At 64.8% G+C, this 18,450-nt stretch carries 14 protein-coding genes; 4 read left to right on the forward strand and 10 right to left on the reverse strand.

Translation table 11 applies throughout. The features are described 5' to 3' along the window. Positions 1-31 precede the first annotated feature (31 nt). Together WCJ41_RS03435 and WCJ41_RS03440 are read left to right on the forward strand one after the other, a co-directional pair. The gene (locus tag WCJ41_RS03435; RefSeq protein ID WP_336904430.1) at positions 32-1,471 is read left to right on the forward strand and encodes a mannose-1-phosphate guanylyltransferase/mannose-6-phosphate isomerase; all 1,440 of its coding nucleotides are present in this window, start codon (positions 32-34) and stop codon (positions 1,469-1,471) included. After that, positions 1,458-2,927, forward strand: a complete 1,470-nt coding sequence (locus tag WCJ41_RS03440; RefSeq protein ID WP_336904431.1) for a phosphomannomutase — start codon at positions 1,458-1,460, stop codon at positions 2,925-2,927. The genes WCJ41_RS03435 and WCJ41_RS03440 overlap by 14 nt, the downstream gene beginning before the upstream one ends. Here the strand turns inward: WCJ41_RS03440 and WCJ41_RS03445 are convergent. The 5 genes from WCJ41_RS03445 to WCJ41_RS03465 form a co-directional block, all read right to left on the reverse strand. After that, on the reverse strand, positions 2,887-4,818 hold the full coding sequence (locus WCJ41_RS03445) for a PKD domain-containing protein (protein WP_336904432.1): 1,932 nt from the start codon (positions 4,816-4,818) through the stop codon (positions 2,887-2,889). The two genes, WCJ41_RS03440 and WCJ41_RS03445, sit on opposite strands and share 41 nt — an antisense overlap. A 797-nt stretch (positions 4,819-5,615) precedes the next feature. Then, positions 5,616-5,972: a metalloregulator ArsR/SmtB family transcription factor gene (locus WCJ41_RS03450; protein WP_336904433.1), complete on the reverse strand. Its 357-nt coding sequence runs from the start codon at positions 5,970-5,972 to the stop codon at positions 5,616-5,618. A gap of 199 nt (positions 5,973-6,171) precedes the next feature. Beyond that, positions 6,172-6,849 carry a BA14K family protein gene (locus WCJ41_RS03455; protein ID WP_336904434.1) on the reverse strand — a complete coding sequence of 226 codons (678 nt, stop codon included), beginning with the start codon at positions 6,847-6,849 and terminating at the stop codon, positions 6,172-6,174. Positions 6,850-7,037: 188 nt separating this feature from the next. Continuing rightward, complete coding sequence (locus WCJ41_RS03460; RefSeq protein ID WP_336904435.1) at positions 7,038-9,698, reverse strand: AAA family ATPase; 2,661 nt, start codon at positions 9,696-9,698, stop codon at positions 7,038-7,040. Then, positions 9,695-10,858 carry a DNA repair exonuclease gene (locus WCJ41_RS03465; protein WP_336904436.1) on the reverse strand — a complete coding sequence of 388 codons (1,164 nt, stop codon included), beginning with the start codon at positions 10,856-10,858 and terminating at the stop codon, positions 9,695-9,697. Before WCJ41_RS03465 ends, WCJ41_RS03460 begins: the two co-directional genes overlap by 4 nt. Before the next feature lie 126 nt (positions 10,859-10,984). On the opposite strand from WCJ41_RS03465, the gene WCJ41_RS03470 reads away from it, so the two are divergent. Continuing rightward, positions 10,985-11,413 carry a YccF domain-containing protein gene (locus tag WCJ41_RS03470; protein ID WP_336904437.1) on the forward strand — a complete coding sequence of 143 codons (429 nt, stop codon included), beginning with the start codon at positions 10,985-10,987 and terminating at the stop codon, positions 11,411-11,413. Here the strand turns inward: WCJ41_RS03470 and uxuA are convergent, their stop codons facing one another. After that, on the reverse strand, positions 11,414-12,586 hold the full coding sequence (gene uxuA, locus WCJ41_RS03475; protein ID WP_336904438.1) for a mannonate dehydratase: 1,173 nt from the start codon (positions 12,584-12,586) through the stop codon (positions 11,414-11,416). After that, complete coding sequence (locus WCJ41_RS03480) at positions 12,583-14,037, reverse strand: mannitol dehydrogenase family protein (protein ID WP_336904439.1); 1,455 nt, start codon at positions 14,035-14,037, stop codon at positions 12,583-12,585. Before WCJ41_RS03480 ends, uxuA begins: the two co-directional genes overlap by 4 nt. A 66-nt stretch (positions 14,038-14,103) precedes the next feature. Here WCJ41_RS03480 and WCJ41_RS03485 point away from each other — a divergent pair, with 66 nt between their 5' ends. Next, complete coding sequence (locus WCJ41_RS03485) at positions 14,104-15,111, forward strand: zinc-binding alcohol dehydrogenase family protein (protein WP_336904492.1); 1,008 nt, start codon at positions 14,104-14,106, stop codon at positions 15,109-15,111. 337 nt (positions 15,112-15,448) lie between these two features. On the opposite strand, the gene WCJ41_RS03490 is transcribed toward WCJ41_RS03485, so the two are convergent. From WCJ41_RS03490 to WCJ41_RS03500, 3 genes are read right to left on the reverse strand one after another with little or no spacing between them, the layout of a single operon-like run. Next, positions 15,449-16,324 (reverse strand): ABC transporter permease, encoded by an 876-nt coding sequence (locus tag WCJ41_RS03490; protein ID WP_336904440.1) that lies wholly within the window; start codon positions 16,322-16,324, stop codon positions 15,449-15,451. A gap of 6 nt (positions 16,325-16,330) precedes the next feature. After that, a complete protein-coding gene (locus WCJ41_RS03495; protein ID WP_336904441.1) occupies positions 16,331-17,278 on the reverse strand; it encodes an ABC transporter permease in 948 nt (315 codons plus the stop codon). After that, positions 17,275-18,378: an ABC transporter ATP-binding protein gene (locus tag WCJ41_RS03500; protein ID WP_336904442.1), complete on the reverse strand. Its 1,104-nt coding sequence runs from the start codon at positions 18,376-18,378 to the stop codon at positions 17,275-17,277. The genes WCJ41_RS03495 and WCJ41_RS03500 overlap by 4 nt, the downstream gene beginning before the upstream one ends. Positions 18,379-18,450: the final 72 nt, after the last annotated feature.

An 18,450-nucleotide genomic window follows, 5' to 3' on the forward strand; every position in this document is an offset into this window, starting at 1 on the left:
CGACAGTCGCGAAGTGGAGTTGGCGTTGGTCATGAATAGTAGCGAGATGCTGGGTCGCATCCATCCGGTCATCCTCTGCGGTGGATCGGGCACCAGGTTGTGGCCGGTGTCGCGGCAGAGCTTCCCCAAGCAGTTTTCGAAGCTTGTCGGCGAGGAGAGCCTGTTCCAGGCCACCGCGCGCCGATTGTCGGGCGAGATGTTCGCGGCACCCGTGATCGTCACTTCGGCGGAATTCCGGTTCGTCGTGCGTGACCAGCTGGCATTGATCGGCATCACGCCGGCTGCCGTGCTCATTGAACCCTCGCCGCGCAACACCGCGCCGGCGGTTCTGGCGGCGACGCTATGGCTGGAGCAGCACCAGCCTGGCGCGCTGGTGCTGGTAGCACCGTCTGACCACCTGATGCCCGACCCGGCCTCGTTTCGTGCCATTGCCGCAGCGGCATCACGGCGTGCCGCTGCAGGCGGCATCGTCACCTTCGGCATCACGCCCACGGCACCCGAGACCGGATATGGCTACCTCGAACTGGCCAGCCCGGCAGCAGCTGGCGAGGCGGCACCATTGCGACGCTTCGTCGAGAAGCCTGATCTTGGCGCCGCCGAGACGATGATGGCATCTGGCAGGCACCTGTGGAACGCCGGCATCTTCCTGTTCCGCAGCGACGTGATGTGCCGCGCCTTCGCGAGCCTCGCGCCGGAGCTTGTGCCGCCCGTGACGCAAGCCGTCGACGCGGCAAAGCTGGACCTCACCTTCCTCAGGCTGGCGGCTGATGCCTGGGACAATGTGAAGTCCATCTCGATCGACTATGCCATCATGGAAAAGGCGCAAGACCTGTGGGCCGTGCCCTATGGCAGTGGCTGGACCGACCTTGGCGGCTGGGCGGCGATCTGGAGCGAGGGTGCATCCGCCGGCGATGGCGTGGTGCAGACCGGAAACGTGCTGGCGCTGGATTGCCGCGACAGCCTGCTGCGCTCCGAGGATGATGGCCTTCAGCTGGTCGGGATCGGACTTGATGGCATTGTCGCCATCGCCATGCCCGATGCGGTGCTGGTGGCGCGGAAATCCGATGCCCAGCGCGTGAAGGACGCTGTCGAGGCGCTGAAGGAACGCAAGGTGCCACAGGCTACCAGCTTCCGCAGCGATCGCCGCCCATGGGGCTGGTTCGAGACGCTGGCCACCGGCGAGCGCTTCAAGGTGAAGCGCATCGTGGTGCTGCCGGGCGCTGCCCTTTCACTTCAGTCGCACCGCTTCCGCGCCGAACACTGGATCGTCGTCGAGGGCACGGCACGTGTCACTGTGGGTGAGACCGTGTCGCTCGTGGGCGAGAACCAGTCCGTCTACATTCCGCTAGGCGCAAGGCACCGGCTCGAAAACCCCGGCGAGAGCCCCATGGTGCTGATCGAGGTGCAGACCGGCAGCTATTTCGGCGAGGACGACATCATCCGCTACGAGGATGTCTATGCCCGGCAATAGGACTGGCGTGCGCAGCCTTGGTGAAATAGCTGCCGCGGCGGGCGCAGGCTTCGGCACCAGTGGCGTGCGCGGGCTTGTCACCAGCCTGACGCCCGGCCTGTGCATGGCCTACACTGCGGGCTTCCTGTCGATCCTCGACCAGAAGCCAAAGGCCTTGCTGATCGGGCATGACCTGCGCCCCAGCAGCCCGTCGATTGCGCAGGCCTGCCACGCGGCGGCGCGGCAGCTTGGAATTGCCACCGTCAACGCCGGTGTGCTGCCGACGCCGTCACTCGCCTTCGCGGCAGAAGCACTCGGCATACCGGCCATCATGGTGACCGGCAGCCACATTCCCTTCGACCGCAACGGCATGAAGTTCTACCGCGCCGAGGGCGAAATTTCGAAGCAGGACGAGCAGCGCATCCTCGCCTACCAAGTCGCCGAGCCGATGCGGACTGAGGAGATGGAGGCACTGCCGCCCATCGATGCGAAGCCCTTGGTGCTTTATCTCGAGCGCTACCGCGCGGCCTTCAGCCCCGATGCGCTGAAGGGGCTGCGGATCGGTGTCTATGAACATTCTTCCGTGGCGCGCGACTTGCTGCACGACCTTTTCCGCTCGCTGGGGGCAGAGACGCAAGGATTGGCGCGCAGCGACAGCTTCGTGGCCATCGACACCGAGGCGGTGCGACCGGAGGATCGCGAACTGGCGCGCGGGTGGGCCGCCGGGCACGCCTTCGACGCCATCGTCACGACCGATGGTGACGCCGACCGGCCGCTGATCGCCGATGAAACGGGCGAATGGCTGCGCGGCGACCTGCTTGGGCTTCTGTGCGCGCGCGAGCTTGGCGCTGGCACGGTGGTGACGCCCGTCAACAGCACCACGGCGCTGGATGCGCCGGGCCTGTTCCGTGAGGTGCGGCGCACCCGCATCGGCTCTCCGCATGTCATCGCCGCCATGGCGCATCCGAATTATCTGCCCGTTGTCGGCTTCGAAGCCAATGGCGGCTTCCTGCTTGGCAGCGAGGCACGCATCGGCAATCAACCGATCTCGGCGCTGGCAACGCGCGATGCCGTTCTGCCCATGCTGCTGGTGCTGGCCGGCGCACGGCGCCGGCACTGCAAGGTTTCGCGCCTGGCAGATGGCCTGCCGGAGCGCCACAGCTTTAGCGGCCGCCTGCAGGAGATCGACCCCGCAGCCTGCGCCGCGCTGCTTGCCGATGCTGATTCCTCGCAACTGGCAATGGAGCAACTGTTCGGCGAGATGCCGGTGGCCATCGACCGCACGGACGGGCTGCGGGCTACGCTGGCGAGTGGTGACATCCTGCATGTCAGACCTTCCGGCAACGCGCCGGAACTGCGCTGCTATGCCGAGGCCCGGACGGCCGAAGGGGCAGCGCGCCTGTGCAGCGCCTGCCTCCAGCGGCTGTCTGCGTTGCTCAGCGGCAGATCTGCGTTGTCTGCAGCGCGGCCGGGTTGACGGTGTAGCCGGCCACCGAGATGTCGATGATCGTCAGGGCATAGCAGCCGACGGTCTTGGTGGCGGGAGAGGCAATGCTCGCCTTGCCAAGGCGGTTGGCCTTGCGGGTGACAGCGCTGCTGACCACGCCGCTCCAGGACGCCGTCACGATCGCGCCCTTCATCACCTGGCCCAGGTCGTTGACCACCTCGAATGCTGCCTTGGCCTTTCCGTTGCCCGTCCGTGACACGGCGAGGCTGAGGTTGAGGTTGCGGAGCGACACGGATTTTTCCGGCGTGGCGGATCCGATGGTGAGGGTTTGCGTCGTTGTTGCGCTGTAGCCGCTGTCGTCCACCACCGTGAGGCGCACGACGTAGGTGCCGGCTGCGGCATAGCTCTTGGTGGTGGCCTGCAGCGAGCCGGTGCTGTCACCCGTGCCGTCGCCGAAGTCCCAGTAGTAGAACTTTACGCTGCCGTCGCTGTCATAGGACTGGCTGCCGTCGAGGGTGATGGCGGCAGGCGCGATGGCAGTCGTGGCGCTGGCGGTGAGCACGGCGCTGGGAGCTGTACCGCCCGACTGGAAGTTCGCCGACACCCGGTAGTTGCCCACCGAGCCATAGGCCGAGTAGCCGGTGGAAGCGGGATCGCCTTGGCCGGTGGCGCTGACCTTGATGTAGTAGGTGCCGGCGGCCGGGATGTTGTAGCCGAGCGAGGCATTCAGGGCATTCAGCGGGTTGCTGGTGGCCAAAACCTGGCCCGCGCCGTTGAGCAGCGTCAGTTCGAGGTCGGCATTGGCGGAGCGGTTGGCAGGGATCACCGACGCGGTGAAGGAACCGGCAGCAGCGGTGAAGGAGAACACGTCGGCATCTCCCGTCCGCTCGATCACGCCATCGACCGTGCCGCCGGTGGTGCCCGAAACCGGGGCGGCGTTGAAGATGTCGTTGCCGAAGTCGTCGTTGCGCAACGGCAGGCCGTAGCTCTGCATCACCGCGAAGTCATCTTCGGTGTTGCTGGCGTTGGCATATTCGCCGCGGCTGAACTGGACGACGGGATTGTAGTAGCCAACGCCCATGATCGGTGCCCAGGCTGTGACCGGGTCGGTGCCCTGCCCACCATAGTAAGAGGCCGTCGACGTGCCGTCATGGCTGAGGCCCATGTTGTGGCCAGCCTCGTGCGAGATCGCTTCGGCAACAGCCTTTTCATCGCCGGCGCCCAGCATGTTGTAGAACACGAGGGCCGGCTTGTAGGTGTTGCTGGTGCTGTTGAACACACCCACATAGGCAACGCCACCGCAGCTGCAGCTGTAGACGCCGGTGTTGTCGGTGATCAGCACCGTGGTGCCGAAGGTCTGGTCGTTGATGTCGGTGCGGGTGAGGCGGTCGGCAGCAGGCGCTTCCGTCGTCACGTCGACGTCGAAGGGCGCAAAATCTTCGGCCACGCGCTGCCAGATAAACTGGATGCGCTGCATCTCCGTAGTGGAGAATGAGGCGGGGGCGCCGTCGATGTCATAGGCCTTGGCGGTGATGGTGTTGTTGCCTGTGTTCCACGCCGTGCCGGTGATGGTGGCGCCGTTGAAGTCCAGATAGATGGTGCGGGGCGCGCCGGGCCTGCTGTGCAGCAGGAATGTCTGGTCAAGCGACGAGATCTGGCCTTCCAGCAGTGACTGCTGTGCTTCAGCTGTCGCGCCGGCAAGCGGGGCGACCATTTCCTCGACCACGAACATGCGGCCCTTGCTGTCGACCTTCACATCGCGGTCATGCAGCAGTTCTTTGCGCAGGGTATCAGGCGACTTGCCGTACCAGTTCGCGATCTCGTTGATGCGGGTGCCCAGCTTGTCGATGGCCACCTGGCCTTCAGCGTGACGTTCCGCGAGGCTGATCTGCGGAAATGCCGGACGAAGGCGCTCGCGCACGAATCTCTTTGTCTGCGCATCTGCCGTGGCAGCGAGTAGGGACGAGACTGCAAGAGTCACAGACAACAGCTGTGCAATACGCCTGAACTTCAACATCGAACCCTACGCCTTCCAGACTATGCAGCGTGTGCGCCTGATGGCCGCTGCGGAACATCGTTACATCTCGGTGTTCACATTGGTCGTGAAGGTGTCAGCATGTGTGACCCGTCGCAATCTGGGAGAACTTATATATGGACTTCCGAGTAGCTTAGTTATGACTCGGATTTTCAAGCATCACAGCGGAAGCCCGTATTAGGGTTATTGCGGGCTAGTTAGAGTAAATACGAGTTGAGTTATCATGCGTGATTCACCAAGTGCGCATAGCGGATTACACTTAGTATGAGGACGTGGATGCAACGCTCGATGAGTCCCCATGCGCCATCACTGGCGAGTTCGCTATAGTAAATCTGATAGCAACCCTACGGCACCCTGCGTTGGCGGATGCGTTCATCATGTTCTGAATTTCGGAGGCGTTCGCACACGCATGGAGCCGCGTGCGTGGGTTTGGTGGCACCAGTCAGCGCCCAGCATTTCCGGAACAACGCGCATCGTGGTGAAGGCGGATGGTAAATGGAGGCTTCAGCCCGCTGCGCGATTCACCATGCCGAGATTAATCTGCCGGAGACTCTCGTCTCACATCGCTCGAGGCAATGCGGTTGATCAACCGTTGAGAGGGCGTGTCAGCGGGGGCGCAATGGTAAATGCCCCGGGGCCGCGCGGGCGTGTATGGTGGATGGTTGAGGTGAGGCGGGGTTCGCTCAGGAGCGGCGGCGCTGGGGAACGCGGGCCTGGCCCTGCAGCATGTCATGAAGCGCCGTGATCAGCTGCGTCACGTCCTTGCTGGCGATCGAATAGTAAATGCTCCGGCCCTCTCGGCGGGCCGTCACCAGCCCGTCCAGCCGCAAACGGGCCAGTTGCTGTGATACGGCAGCCTGCGGCATGGCCATGGCGGTCTCGATTTCGGAGACGGAGTGTTCACCGTCTGCCAAAAGGCAGAGGATCAGCAGCCGCCCCTCATGCGAGAGTGCCTTCAGCATCTCGGCTGCCTGGCGGGCCTTGGCGAGGAGGGCCTTGCGTTCCTTGCCGGAAGTTGCGGAGATATCGAGGATGCTCATTGTTTCACGCGAATGCTGGTCAGATGATCATTGCAACTGCGGATTGGCAGGGGCGACCATCTTGCCCCCGGCTTGCCGGAAGGCCGACCACCACATGGACGGCTTAACAGAACAGGCTGGCGGCAATTGTCGCAGGGCAGGCAGTTCCATATTGGTCGCGGGCGCGACTTGACGACGCACCCGCAAGGATTACGTAAGGTCAATAAGGGCCGCGGCAGCGATGCTGCCGGCCGTCATAACCGGTGTAGGTGTCGGAGCGCGGGTTATAGCTCTTGTAGCGGCCCTGGCACCACGCCACGTGGCGTGACCGGGAGCCGCCGCCATTATAGCCATAGTAACCGTAGTTCTCGCCGATCTGGAGGTTCCAGGTGTTGCTCCACCACGGCCACGGGTACCAGAAGCCGCTGTAATAGTGGTTGAAGCCCGGATAGCGGTAGGCATAGCGCGGGCCGTACCAGTTGCCGTTGCGGTACCAGTTGCGGTTCCAGTTCTTGTTCCACTTGCCGTTCCAGTTGCCGTTGGCGTTCCAACGGTCCCGTTGCCAGCGGCCATTGTGCGGCTGGCCGCCGTGATAGTTGTTGGCTCGGCGATTCCACTCCTGGCCGGGTGTTCCACCCCAGCCGCGCCCGTTCATACCGCCGCCGCGCCACACCGTGCCAGGGCCACCACCCCAGCCGCCTACGCCGCCGTTGCGGAAGCCGCCGCCACCCATGCCGCCACCCATTCCGCCACCCATTCCGCCCATGGGCGGAATCCAGATCATGCCGCCGCCGCCGCCCATTCCGCCGTCGCGGTCGGCCGAGGCTGGCAGGCTCGTCAGCAAGGTGGCAGCCGCAATCAGGCCCGCTGCCAGCAGGCCAAAGCCAAATTTCTTCATCTCGTTTGAAACTCCCAGAAGGTGCCCCACTTGCCGCAGCAGGCTCTCGGCAACCCAGATGCGTGGACGTTGGTGACACCGCCTTCTGGTCAAGCTCAACCACGCACAGGAAAAGGTTGCCGATCATCCCTTTTGAATCAGAACGTGGCAGAATCTTGATGACAGGGAAAAATAGATGAGGTTGAGCGCTAGGTGATCTGCAGCTGCGTGCCGCCCAGCGAGGTGAACGAGCGCGACCGGCAGGTGAGGACGATAACCTGCTGGTTCTTCCCCGCACGGTTGATGGCGTCGAACATCTGCTCGATGCGGTCATCATCCGAGAACACCAGCGCATCGTCGAGGATGATGGGCACGTCACTGCCGCGCTCGCAGATCATGGCGCCCATGGCAAGGCGCACCAGCACCGCGATCTGCTCCTGTGTGCCGAGCGACAATCGGCCGAAAATTTCCGCCGCCGGTCCGGCGCGGTTCAAGCCCGCGATGGCGAAGTTCTCGCCGAGTTCGATCTCGGCCTTCGGGAACACGTCATGCAGGAAGGGCTTGAGGTGGCGGCGCAGCGGCGCATTCAGCTGTTCGCGGCGCTCGGCGTAGCAGTCATCAACGGTTGTGCGCAGCAGCTTCAGAACCTCCACGCGCTCGGTGAGGCGCGCCTGTTCGGCCAGTGCCATCTCCTGCTGCAGCTTCAGCGTCGCGGCGCGCTCGCCCAGGCCATCGCCACCGGCCACTTTCACTTCGCCCTCGACATGCGCAATGCGAACGCCCAGCTTTTCAAGCTTCTCCTGCTGGCCCCGGATCGCTGCAACAAGGCGGTCGACGCGCGACCTGAGCCGCTCGATCTCGCCATCCTCCGGCGCCTGCTTCTGCTTCTCCGCCACGAGTGCGGCCTTGATGCGGTGCGCATCGCGCCGCGTGGTGAGCTCCGCTTCGCACTCGTCCAGCATCGCTGCACGTTGTTCATCGGGGAGGAGGGCAAGGTCGGAACTGAGACCGGAGTGAATCTGCTCGCTCTGCCCCTGCAGCGCGGCGCGGCGTTCGCGCAGCCTGGAGAGGGCTTCCTTCTGTGCCTCGATCTCGGCCCGGGCGCCTGCGAGTTCGGCGCGCAGCACACTGCGGCGTTCGGCCGCCGCCTGTCTGCGCTGGGCGATCTCATCCGCAGAAGGCAGCGGCGCGCCATCTGTCTGGTCGCGGCGCGCCTCGGCGTCGATTTCGCCGATCGCTGCCTGCAGCCGTTCGATCTCGGCGGTAACGCCGTCCTTCAGCGCCAATGCATTGCGCTCTGCCTTGATGTCACGCGCCTGCTCTTCCAGCGTGAGGCGCTCGGCGCGCAGGCGGCGCAGCTCCGCAGCGTCCGCCGCACCGCAGGCGGCGAGCAGGGCCCTCAGACGGTCGCGGTGTTCTGACAAGGCCTTCTCGTCTGCTTCCCGCGTGGCCTGTGGCGGTGTCACGGTGATCGTCACGTCAGCACCGACCGTGATGACCACGGGCTCGGTAACGGCGCGCGCAGCGATGCCCGAGACGGCCGCGCCATCAAGGCGTACGCCAGTGCCGGGCGCGGCCTCGATGGCAACGCGCGGTGCCGCGGCGTCCTGTCTCGCGCGCAGCCTTGCGTCCTCGTTCTCCAGCGCCTCGAGTGCCTTGACGGCGGCGTCATCGACACGCGCCGCCTTGAGGGCTGCATCATTGGCGGCGGCGCGGCTGCGAAGCCGCTCAAGCAGGTCGAGACGGGCCGACAGGTTCTCGCGTTGCGCGAGCCTTGTGGTGAGACCAGTGAGGCGGACAAGGTCGCGATCCTCCGCATCCAGCGCCTCGCTGTCGGCGTCGAGCCTTGCCTTTCGTTCCGTGACCTGCGCCAGGGCGGCGGAAACCGCCGTCATCTCCTGTTCGATGGGGCCGGTCTCCTTCACCAGCTCCGTTACACGTGCCCGTTGCGCGTCGATGCCGGCGGCGCGGCGCTTCAGCTCGGTCAGCTTGTCTGCCTGTGCCTCTGCCAATGCATGCACCTGCTTTTCATCTGCAATGAGGCGGCGCAGCTCCTCGCCTGCCTTCTCGGCCTCGTCCAGCTTGCGCTTGCTGTCATCGAGATCGGTCTTCATCGCCAGCGCGACGCCGGGGTCGCCCGCAGTGCGCAAATCGGCGCGCAGCCGCGAAAGCTCGTCGAGCTTCTCGTCGAGGGCGGCAAGCTGCGACTCCGCCTCGAGACGCTGGGTCGTGATGTCGGCGCTCGTCTCGATCGCGGCATGCAACGGGCCGCCTGTCTTCGGCTTGCCACTTTCGGTGAGAAAGCGGCCGAGCTCATCCTTCACGGTTCCCAGCAACTGCCGCGCCCGCTCGCCGCCCACCAGCGTGCCGACTTCCTGCTGGATCACGGCATTGAGCTGGCTGGCAGCCGCTTCCGATGGCTCCGGCACGTTGAAGGAGTGGCCCTGCTGCACCCACAGCAAGCCATAGCTCGCCTCGTCCAGCGCGCGAGTGGACTTGGGCGCGATGCCGAGCATGTCCCACACCTGCTCATCAGCCTCGGCATTGCGCGCGATCTCCACGCCGTCACGCGTGAGGCTCGCCGCCTTGCTCTTGAGGAATGACTTGGCGATCTCATAGCGCTTGCCGTCATGTTCGAAGCCGACCTTGATCGACACCGGAAGCGACAGGCCGTCGGTAGCAAGGCCTGCGATGTCCTTCGCTGTCGATGAGTGGCGCTCGAAGAGGCAGGTGCGGATGGCGCGGAACAGCGTGGACTTTCCCGCCTCGTTGCGCGCCGAGAGAATGTTGACGCCCGCGCCGAAGCCCTCGATGCGCGCCGGCGTGCCGAAGCGGCCGCAACCTTCGACCGAGACGTGAAGAAGCTTCATGCCGCTTCTCCCCGGCTGTCGCGCGTGAGGAGATAGAGCTGCACCAGCGCCTCCTCGGCGCGGCGCTGTTCCGCCGGGCTCGCCGCGGGGTTCTCGGCCTGCTGCCGCAGTTTCTCCGCGGCTTCGCGCAGCACGCCATCGAAGTCGATCTTCTCGAGGTCGGCGAGGGTGGGGCGCACGTGAAGGTCAGCGAGATTCGGGGCGAGCCAGAACATCGCGGCCTCGAGGCCACCAAGGCGGCGCGCGAGATCGGCGCGCGCAGTCAGGTCCAGCGTGCCGCGCAGATCGAGGCGCATGAGAAGGCTCGTCAAGTCGGGCAGGGCGCGCAGCCGTGCCTCAAGGCTGTCGATGTCAGTGGCATTCGACAGGTCCTCGGCTTGTGACAGCCAGCGATAGGCGCCGGTGCGATGGGCCGTCACCTTCGCCGGAGCGCCAGCCGCTGCGATGTCCACCATCAGCACCTGGCCCACCTCCTGGCTGTTGAAGCGGTCGGCCTCCGGGGTGCCCGCATACCAGGTGGCTGGGCCGATCTGCAGGGTGCGGTGCCAGTCGCCGAGGGCCAGGTAGTCAAGCCCGGCGCGCTTCGCCCGATCAGCGGCAATCGGGTTGTTCGCCTCGCCAGCGGAATCGAAACCCTGCACCGAACCGTGGGCGAGGCCGATGCGGATCTGGCCCGCGGCACTCGCTGCCGAATCCATCCAGTCGGTGAGGTCGTTCACCTCGCTCTTGCGGCGCAGCGGTGCGGGCAGCAGCACGGCGTTCTCGCCCAGCGATGCGGGTTCTGGCGTGAGATGAAGGTGCACGTTGGGCGGCAGGCCGAGGGTGGCCGCGCGGTCCCATAGCCCGTTGCCGCGATGATGGTCATGGTTGCCGGGAATGACATGCCAGGCGACAGCGGAGAAATTCCGCATGCGCTCCAGCGGTTCGAGCAGCGTCTTCTGGGAGGGGGCTTCATTGTCATAGAGGTCGCCCGCCACCAGCACGTGTGCGGCTCCCTCCGCCTGGGCGAGGCGGCCAATGGCTTCGATGGCGGAGAGGCGCGCCTGGCGCAGCACGCTTTCCTTTTCGCCGAAATTCCGGAACGGCTTGCCGATCTGCCAGTCGGCTGTGTGGATGAATCGCATGGGCCCGAGAATGGGAGCCCCGGGCGCAGCGGTCAACCGGCACGATCCGGCGCATGTTCCTTTCGATCAGGTGATTCTGCCTGATCGGAACAGGCGCGAGATTCCGCTGGCGAAACGCCGCGCAACTCCCCATATGTCAGCCCGAGAACTTTGGAGGTCACCATGTCACTGCTGTTGAACATCATCTGGATCCTGCTGGGCGGCGCCTGGATGGCCTTCGGCTGGCTGGTTGCGGCGGCCATCATGGCGGTGACCATCGTCGGCATCCCCTGGGCACGCGCCGCGATCAACATCGCGCTCTATACGCTGATGCCCTTCGGCTACACCGCCGTGCCGCGTGAGCACGTGACGGGACAGGACGACATCGGCACCGGGCCGCTGGGCACCATCGGCAATATCATCTGGCTCGTTCTGGCCGGCTGGTGGCTGGCGCTGATGCACCTGTTCTGGGCCTTCATCTATGCCATCACCATCATCGGCATTCCCTTCGCCTGGGCACACCTGAAGCTTGCCGGCATCGCGCTGTGGCCGGTGGGCAAGATGATCGTGCCGAAGGACCAGGCGGGCATGCCGGCCCGCCCCCGCGTCTGATCAGCTGACGCGCTTCTCGCGGAACGCATCGACGGTGCGCATCACGCCCCGCAGTTCCGCGAGACCCTTGAGCCTTCCGATGCAGGAATAGCCTGGGTTCACTTTCTTGCCGATGTCATCGACGATCAGGTGGCCGTGGTCGGGGCGCATGGGGATCTGTCGCTTGTCCCGCGTTTCCAGATCACGAAGTGCGGCGACGACGCCGATCATGTCGGTGTCGCCGTCCAGATGCTCTGCCTCATAGAATGAGCCATCTGCCTCGCGCGTGGTGTTGCGGAGATGCGCGAAGTGAATGCGGGGCCCGAAGTCGCGCGCCATCTTCACCAGATCGTTTGACGGGTTCGCGCCGTAGGAACCGGTGCAGAGGGTGACGCCATTGGCGGGGCTCGGCACGGCATCGAAGAGTTTCTGCGTGTCAGCCTGGGTGGAGTTCACGCGCGGCAGGCCGAAGAGCGGGAAGGGCGGGTCATCCGGGTGGATGGCGAGCCTGATGCCCACTTCCTCCGCGGTCTGTGAAATTTCCCGGACGAAGAGGAAGAGGTGCTCGCGCAGGCCTTCGACCGCGATGTCACGGTATTCGCCGAGCTGCTTCAGGAAACTTGCGCGATCATAGACCGTCTCGCGCGCCGGCACCCAGTCGATGAGGTTGCGCTCGAGCTGGGCGAGCTTGCTCTCGGGCCATGAGGCGAGGCGAAGCTTTGCGGCGGCGATGCGCTCCGCCGGATGATCACCTTCCGCATTGCGGCGCTTGAGCACGAAGACATCATAGGCGCAGAAGTCCACCACGTCGAAGCGGAGCGCCGTGCCGCCATTGGGCAAGGGCCAGTCGAGGTCGGTGCGCGTCCAGTCGGTGATGGCCATGAAATTATAGCAGCAGACCTTGATGCCGGCCCTGGCCACGGCGCGGAGCGAGGCCTTGTGGTTGTCGATCTTGGCCCGGAAGTCACCCGTGCGGGTCTTGATGGCTTCCGGCACCGCGATGCTTTCCACCACATCCCAGCTGAGGCCGCCCGCCTCGATCTCCGCCTTGCGCTTCAGGACCTCGTCATCGGTCCAGGCCTGGCCGCGGTTCATGTGGTGCAGGGCCGAGACGACGCCGACCGCACCTGCCTGCCGCACATGGGCCAGCGTCACGGGGTCATCAGGGCCGAACCAGCGCCAGGTCTGCTTCATGGGTGGGTGCTCCGGAAATTTTCGTAAGTCTGCTGGCTGCCGTGACGGATCAGGCTGTCGAGTGCTGCGGTGACGGCAGTGGTGAAACGGGGATCGGCTGGCAGGTCCGAGCCGAAGATCTTCTTGATGGAGAGGAGGGCGGAGGCGATGCGCGCAGCATCGAGGCCTGCCGCATCGGTCTTGGCGCGGAGTTCGTCCTTCAGCGGGTCGCGCAGTTCGATTGCGCCGCCCTTTTCGTCCACGCCCGTCACGTAGCGCATCCAGGCGGCGACGCCTAAGGCCAGGGCCTCGATGGGCGCACCCGCCTTCAGCCGGTCGCGGATGGTGCCGAGCAGGCGCTGGGGCAGCTTTTGCGAACCGTCCATGGCGATCTGCCAGGTGCGGTGGCGCAGGCCCGGGTTGCGGAAGCGGGTGAGAAGCGCCTGCTTGTAGGCCGAAACATCCGTACCCGGAGGAACGGCGAGGGTGGAGGTCACTTCCATATTCATCAGATGACTGACGAAATGCGCGAGAGACTCATCCTTCATGCAGTCGGCAATCGTCTCGTGGCCTGCGAGATAGCCCAGATAGGACATGGAGGAGTGAGCACCGTTGAGGAGGCGCAGCTTCATCGTCTCGAAGGGGGCGATGTCGGTGACGAAGCGGGCGGCCCAGTCTGGCCGGCCTTGCGGGAAATTGTCCTCGATCACCCAGTCGGTGAAGGCCTCCGTGACCACGGGCCACTGGTCTTCGAGGCCGGTGGCTTTGGTAATCCGCGCGCGGTCGGCGTCTGTGGTAGCGGGCACGATGCGGTCCACCATGGTGGCGGGGAAGGCGATGTGTTCCGCGACATACTGGCCGAGGTCCGGGCTGCGCAGCGCGGCGAGGCGGGTGACGACCTTCGCCACGGTGCGGCCATTGGCGGGCAGGTTATCGCAGCACAGCACGGTGAAGGGCGGGAGGCCGCGGGCCTTGCGTGCCCGGATCGCCTCGACGAGGAAGCTGGGGGCGGAGCGCGGGGTATCCGGATGGCCAAGATCGTGGAGAATGTCCGGGTGCTGATCATTCAGCGCGCCCGTTGCCGGATCATGGCAATAGCCCTTCTCGGTGACGGTGAGGGAGACGATCTTGACGGATGGCAGGCACATGGCCTCGATCAGGGCCTGTGGGTTCTCTGGCGCCACCAGCACGCCGCGCAGGGCGGCGATCACCCGGCAGCGCTCGCCCTGCTCGTCTGACTGGGCCAGCGTGTAGAGCCAGTCCTGGTCCTTCAGGGCATCGCGCGTGTCGGGCGCGCGCAGGCTGGCGCCGAGGATGGCCCAGCGCTTGTCGCCCTTGGCCAGCACGGCATCGGTATAATCCGCCTGATGGGCGCGGTGGAACGCGCCCACGCCCAAATGCACGATGCCGATATCCACAAAGGCAGGGTCATAGGGCAGGGTCTTGCAGGTGCTGAGTGAAAGTCTCGTCATCGGGGCACAGTGCTATTATACAAGCCCGACCCGCTCAAGAAGGATCGCCTGCCCATGCCCGAGATGATGCGCGCCGTGCTCTGCCGCAACCCCGGCGAGCTCGAGATCGTCCGGTATCCGGTGCCGGAGCACAAGCCCGGCGAGGCGCTGGTGAAGATCCGCCGGGTGGGCGTGTGCGGCACCGACATGCACATCTACCAGGGCAACCAGCCCTATTTCACCTACCCCCGCGTGATGGGACATGAGCTTTCGGGCGAGATCGTGGAGGCTGGCGCGGGCTCGGCGCTGAAGCCGGGCGACCCGGTCTATATCGTGCCCTATCTGCATTGCGGGCACTGCATCGCCTGCCGGGCGGGCAAGACCAATTGCTGCACCAGCCTTAAAGTTCTGGGCGTGCACATCGACGGCGGCATGTGCGAGTTCCTCTCGCTGCCCGAGACGCACCTGTTCAAGGCCGAAGGCATCACGCTGGACGAGGCGGCGATGGTGGAGTTCCTGGCGATCGGGGCCCATGCGGTGGCCCGCGCCAAGGTGGGCGGCGGCCGCGCACTTGTGGTGGGGGCGGGGCCGATTGGCGTTGGCGTGGCCATTTTCGCCGGGCTCAATGGCGCGGAGGTGACCGTGCTCGACGGGCGCGAGGACCGGCTTGCCTTCGCCAGCCGGCTTGATGGTGTGCAGCACACGGTGCGGCTGGGCGAGAACGACGTGGAACGGATGAAGGACAATACGGTGGGCGAATTCTATGATGTCGTGTTCGACTGCACGGGGAACCCCAAGGCCATGGAGCGCGGCTTCGGCTTCGTGGCCCATGGCGGAACCTATGTTCTCGTCTCCATCGTGCAGGGGATGATTTCCTTCAGCGACCCGGAATTCCACAGGCGCGAGACCACGCTGCTGTCGAGCCGCAATGCCACGCTTGCCGATTTCGCCACCGTGATGGCGGCGATGCGTGACGGAAAGGTGCCGACGCGCGCCATCAAGACCCACAGCGCACCGCTGTGGGAGGCGGCGGCCCGCATGCCGGAATGGATCAGGCCCGAGGCGGGCACGGTGAAGGCGGTTCTGGAGCTTTAGCCGTTGAATTCCATTGCAGGAAGAAAGTCCTTGACAGCGCGCGCTCACTGTGCTAGAAACGCGCATACTCGACAATTGTGACTGGGCACCGGGGCGGGACACCGCTCGCGGTGTTTTTCATTGGCGTCAGCCCGGCGAAGGCCGGGATGACGGCTCATGGGGAGCTTTGTGGATGACAGCCTTGCTTCAGCCTCGCAGCGCATGCCTCGGCCAGATCGCTTCGCTTGGCAACTTCCTTGTCGAGCTTGGTCTTGGCCTCTTGGCGATGGTTCTGCGACGAGCAGAAAAAATGCCCGGGTGTTGCCCGGGCATTCTTGTTTCGGAGGCTGTGCGCCGCTTACTGGGTGGGCGGGAAGGCGGCCTGGGGCTGGTCGCGGCCGATGGCTTCGGCCTTGGCGACCTCTTCCTTGGTTTCGGCGCGGGCCACCATGAGCCTTTCCCGGCGGCGGCGGGCGAACTCGAAATAGAGCATGATGACCAGCGTAAACACGATGAGGATCAGGGCCAGCGCGTTGATGGTCGGCGTGATGCCGCTTCTGACCTTGGAGAAGACATAGACCGTCAGCGTGTCATAGGTGCCGCGGGTGAACAGCGTGGTGTTGAAGTTCTCGATCGACTGGAAGAAGGCGATGGCGGCACCTGCACCCAGTGCCGGATAGAGATGCGGCAGCAGGATGCGGCGGACCACCTGGTTGTAGTTGGCGCCGAGGTCGAGGGCGGCTTCTTCCAGGCCACGGTCGAAGCTCTGCAGGCGGGCAAGGACCATGAGCATGACGAAGGCCGAGATGTAGGAGGCCTGGCCGAGTGCCGAGAGGTGAAGGCCCGCCGCGACGCCGAACTTGTTCCAGAACAAGAGCGTCGAGATGCCGATGACGGCACCCGGGGTCAGGATGGGCGCCACCATGAGCGCATAGAGCACGGTGCGCGTCTTGCCGGCGAGGCTGTTGATAAGGATCGCCGCCGCGGTGCCGATGGGCACCGAGATGATAACGACCGCGATGGCGACCAGGATGGTGTTGCGGAAGGCTTGCCACATGCGGGTGTCGGAGAACAGATCGATGAACCAGCGGTCGGTGAAGCCGACCCAGGGGTAGACCGAGGGGAAGGCGGAGTCGTTCAGTGCTGCACCACCCATCACCGCCAGCGGCAAAAGCATGTAGAGCAGGAAGATGAAGATGTAGAAGTTGAACAGCCAGTTGGACTTCGCGTTCATGGGGCTCTACCTCGCAATGTCCGAGAGCTTGACGCGGAACACCCGCATCATGCCGATGACGAAGACGGTGCAGGTGACGAGCAGCATGAAGGCGTAGGCCGAACCCGTGTTCCAGTCCTGCGACTCGAACATGGCCTGCTGGATGATTTCGGTGAACCAGCGCGACTGGGTGGACGCCAGCAGCGAGGGCACCAGGATGGAGCCGGCGGCCAGCATGAACACCATGACGCAACCCGACGCGATGCCGGGCTTCGAATGCGGGATGATGACGCGCCAGTGGGTGCGCCAGCTGGATGCGCCCAGGTCCTTGGCGGCTTCCATCTGGTTGGTGTCGAGCGACTGGATGGCATTGTAGATCGGCAGCAGCATGAACAGGAGATAGACATAGATGAGGCCGAAGGTGACGCTGTTGAAGCCGGTGATCCAGCGGATCGGCGTGTCGATGATGCCCATGTTGACGAGGGCCATGTTGAGCGGACCCTTGAAGGCGAGGATGATGAACCACGCGAAGGCGCGCAGGATTTCAGACACCCACATCGGCACCAGCAGGCCCACGAAGAGCAGCGGCACGTTGCGGGGGTTGGCTACCTTGGCGAGGTAAAAGGCGACCGGATAGCAGAGGACGAGCGTGATGACGGTGGTGACCGTGCTGTAGAGCAGGGTGTGGACGAAGACCTGCATGCGGATCGGCGCCTCGAAGGGCAGGATGATCGGCTTCCAGGCGAAGGGCAGCCAGAACTTCCATTCCGTCGGCTGCTCGAAGGCAGAGCGGTAATTGGCCAGCGTGTAGACGTCCTTCGGGCCGCCGATGTCGGCGACCGGCAAGTAGAGGCGGAAGCTCTCCTCCAGCAGGTAGAGCTGCGGCAGGATCACCAGCAGCAGGAGCCAAAAGGCTGTGAGGCCCACGAAGAGCCAGGTGAGCGTGTGGCCATAGCGGCGGAGGAGCTCGCTCATTCGTCGATGCTCGGATCTTTCATGCCCTGGTCGGCGAGGACGCGGGCAGTGGCGGCGTCAAAGCACAGATATTGCGAACTGCCGATCGCGGGCAGCGTGACCGAGCCGTCGTTCCGGGTCTCGACGGTCACGTGGCGGCCGGTCTGGTCGGCGGCGTGGACGTGGATGAAGTTGCCCTCGAAGCTGATGTCCGTCACCGTGACGGGGATGCTGTTGCCGCCCTCGGCGGGTGCCGCCTGCAGCCTCGAATATTCGGGGCGGACGTAGAGGCGGGCGATGGTGTTGGCATCAACCGAGGGGCCGAGCGTTGCGGTGAAGGTGCCGGCGTCGGTTTCAAAGGCACATTTTCCGCCGTCGATCGACTTCACCTTGCCCTTGAAGATGTTGTTCTCGCCCACGAAGGAGGCGACGAAGCCGTTGACCGGCGTGTTGTAGATTTCCTGCGGGGTGGAGATCTGCTGGATCTTGCCCTGGCTCATGACGGCCACGCGGTCTGACATGGCGAGCGCCTCGCCCTGGTCATGGGTGATGTAGATGAAGGTAACGTTGGTGCGCTTCTGGATGGCGCGCAGCTCGGCGCGCATGTGCTGGCGGAGCTTGAGATCGAGCGCGGAGAGCGGCTCGTCCAAGAGCATCACCGAAGGTTCGACGGCGAGCGCGCGGGCGATGGCCACGCGCTGCTTCTGGCCGCCCGAGAGCTGCGAGATCGCCTTGTCGGCGGAGTCATGCAGATCGACGAGCTTGAGGAGTTCCTCCGCCTTGGCGCGGCGGGCTTCCTTCGATGCGCCACGCACCTCAAGGCCGAAGGAGATGTTCTCCCACACCGGCATGAGCGGGAAGAGGGCGAGGTTCTGGAAGATCAGTGCGGTAGGGCGCTTGTTGGGGCGGATGCCGTTCATGTCCTGGCCGCCGATCTTGATCTGGCCCTCGGAGGGGTCGATGAAGCCGGATACCATGCGCAGGATCGTCGTCTTGCCGCAGCCCGAGGGGCCAAGGAATGAGAAGAACTCGCCGGGCTTGATGGAGACATTGGCCTTGTCGACGGCGCGGAACTTGCCGAAGTCACAGGACACGTTTTGCAGATCGACGCCAGCACTCATCGGCGCGTTACTCCCCCGGAACGGAATTTCTGAATTTCAGCCATATAAAACGAACCGCCGGGTCTGTTCAAC

Source organism: Aestuariivirga sp. (assembly GCF_037139295.1).
In the GTDB taxonomy this organism is placed as follows: Bacteria; Pseudomonadota; Alphaproteobacteria; order Rhizobiales; family Aestuariivirgaceae; genus Aestuariivirga.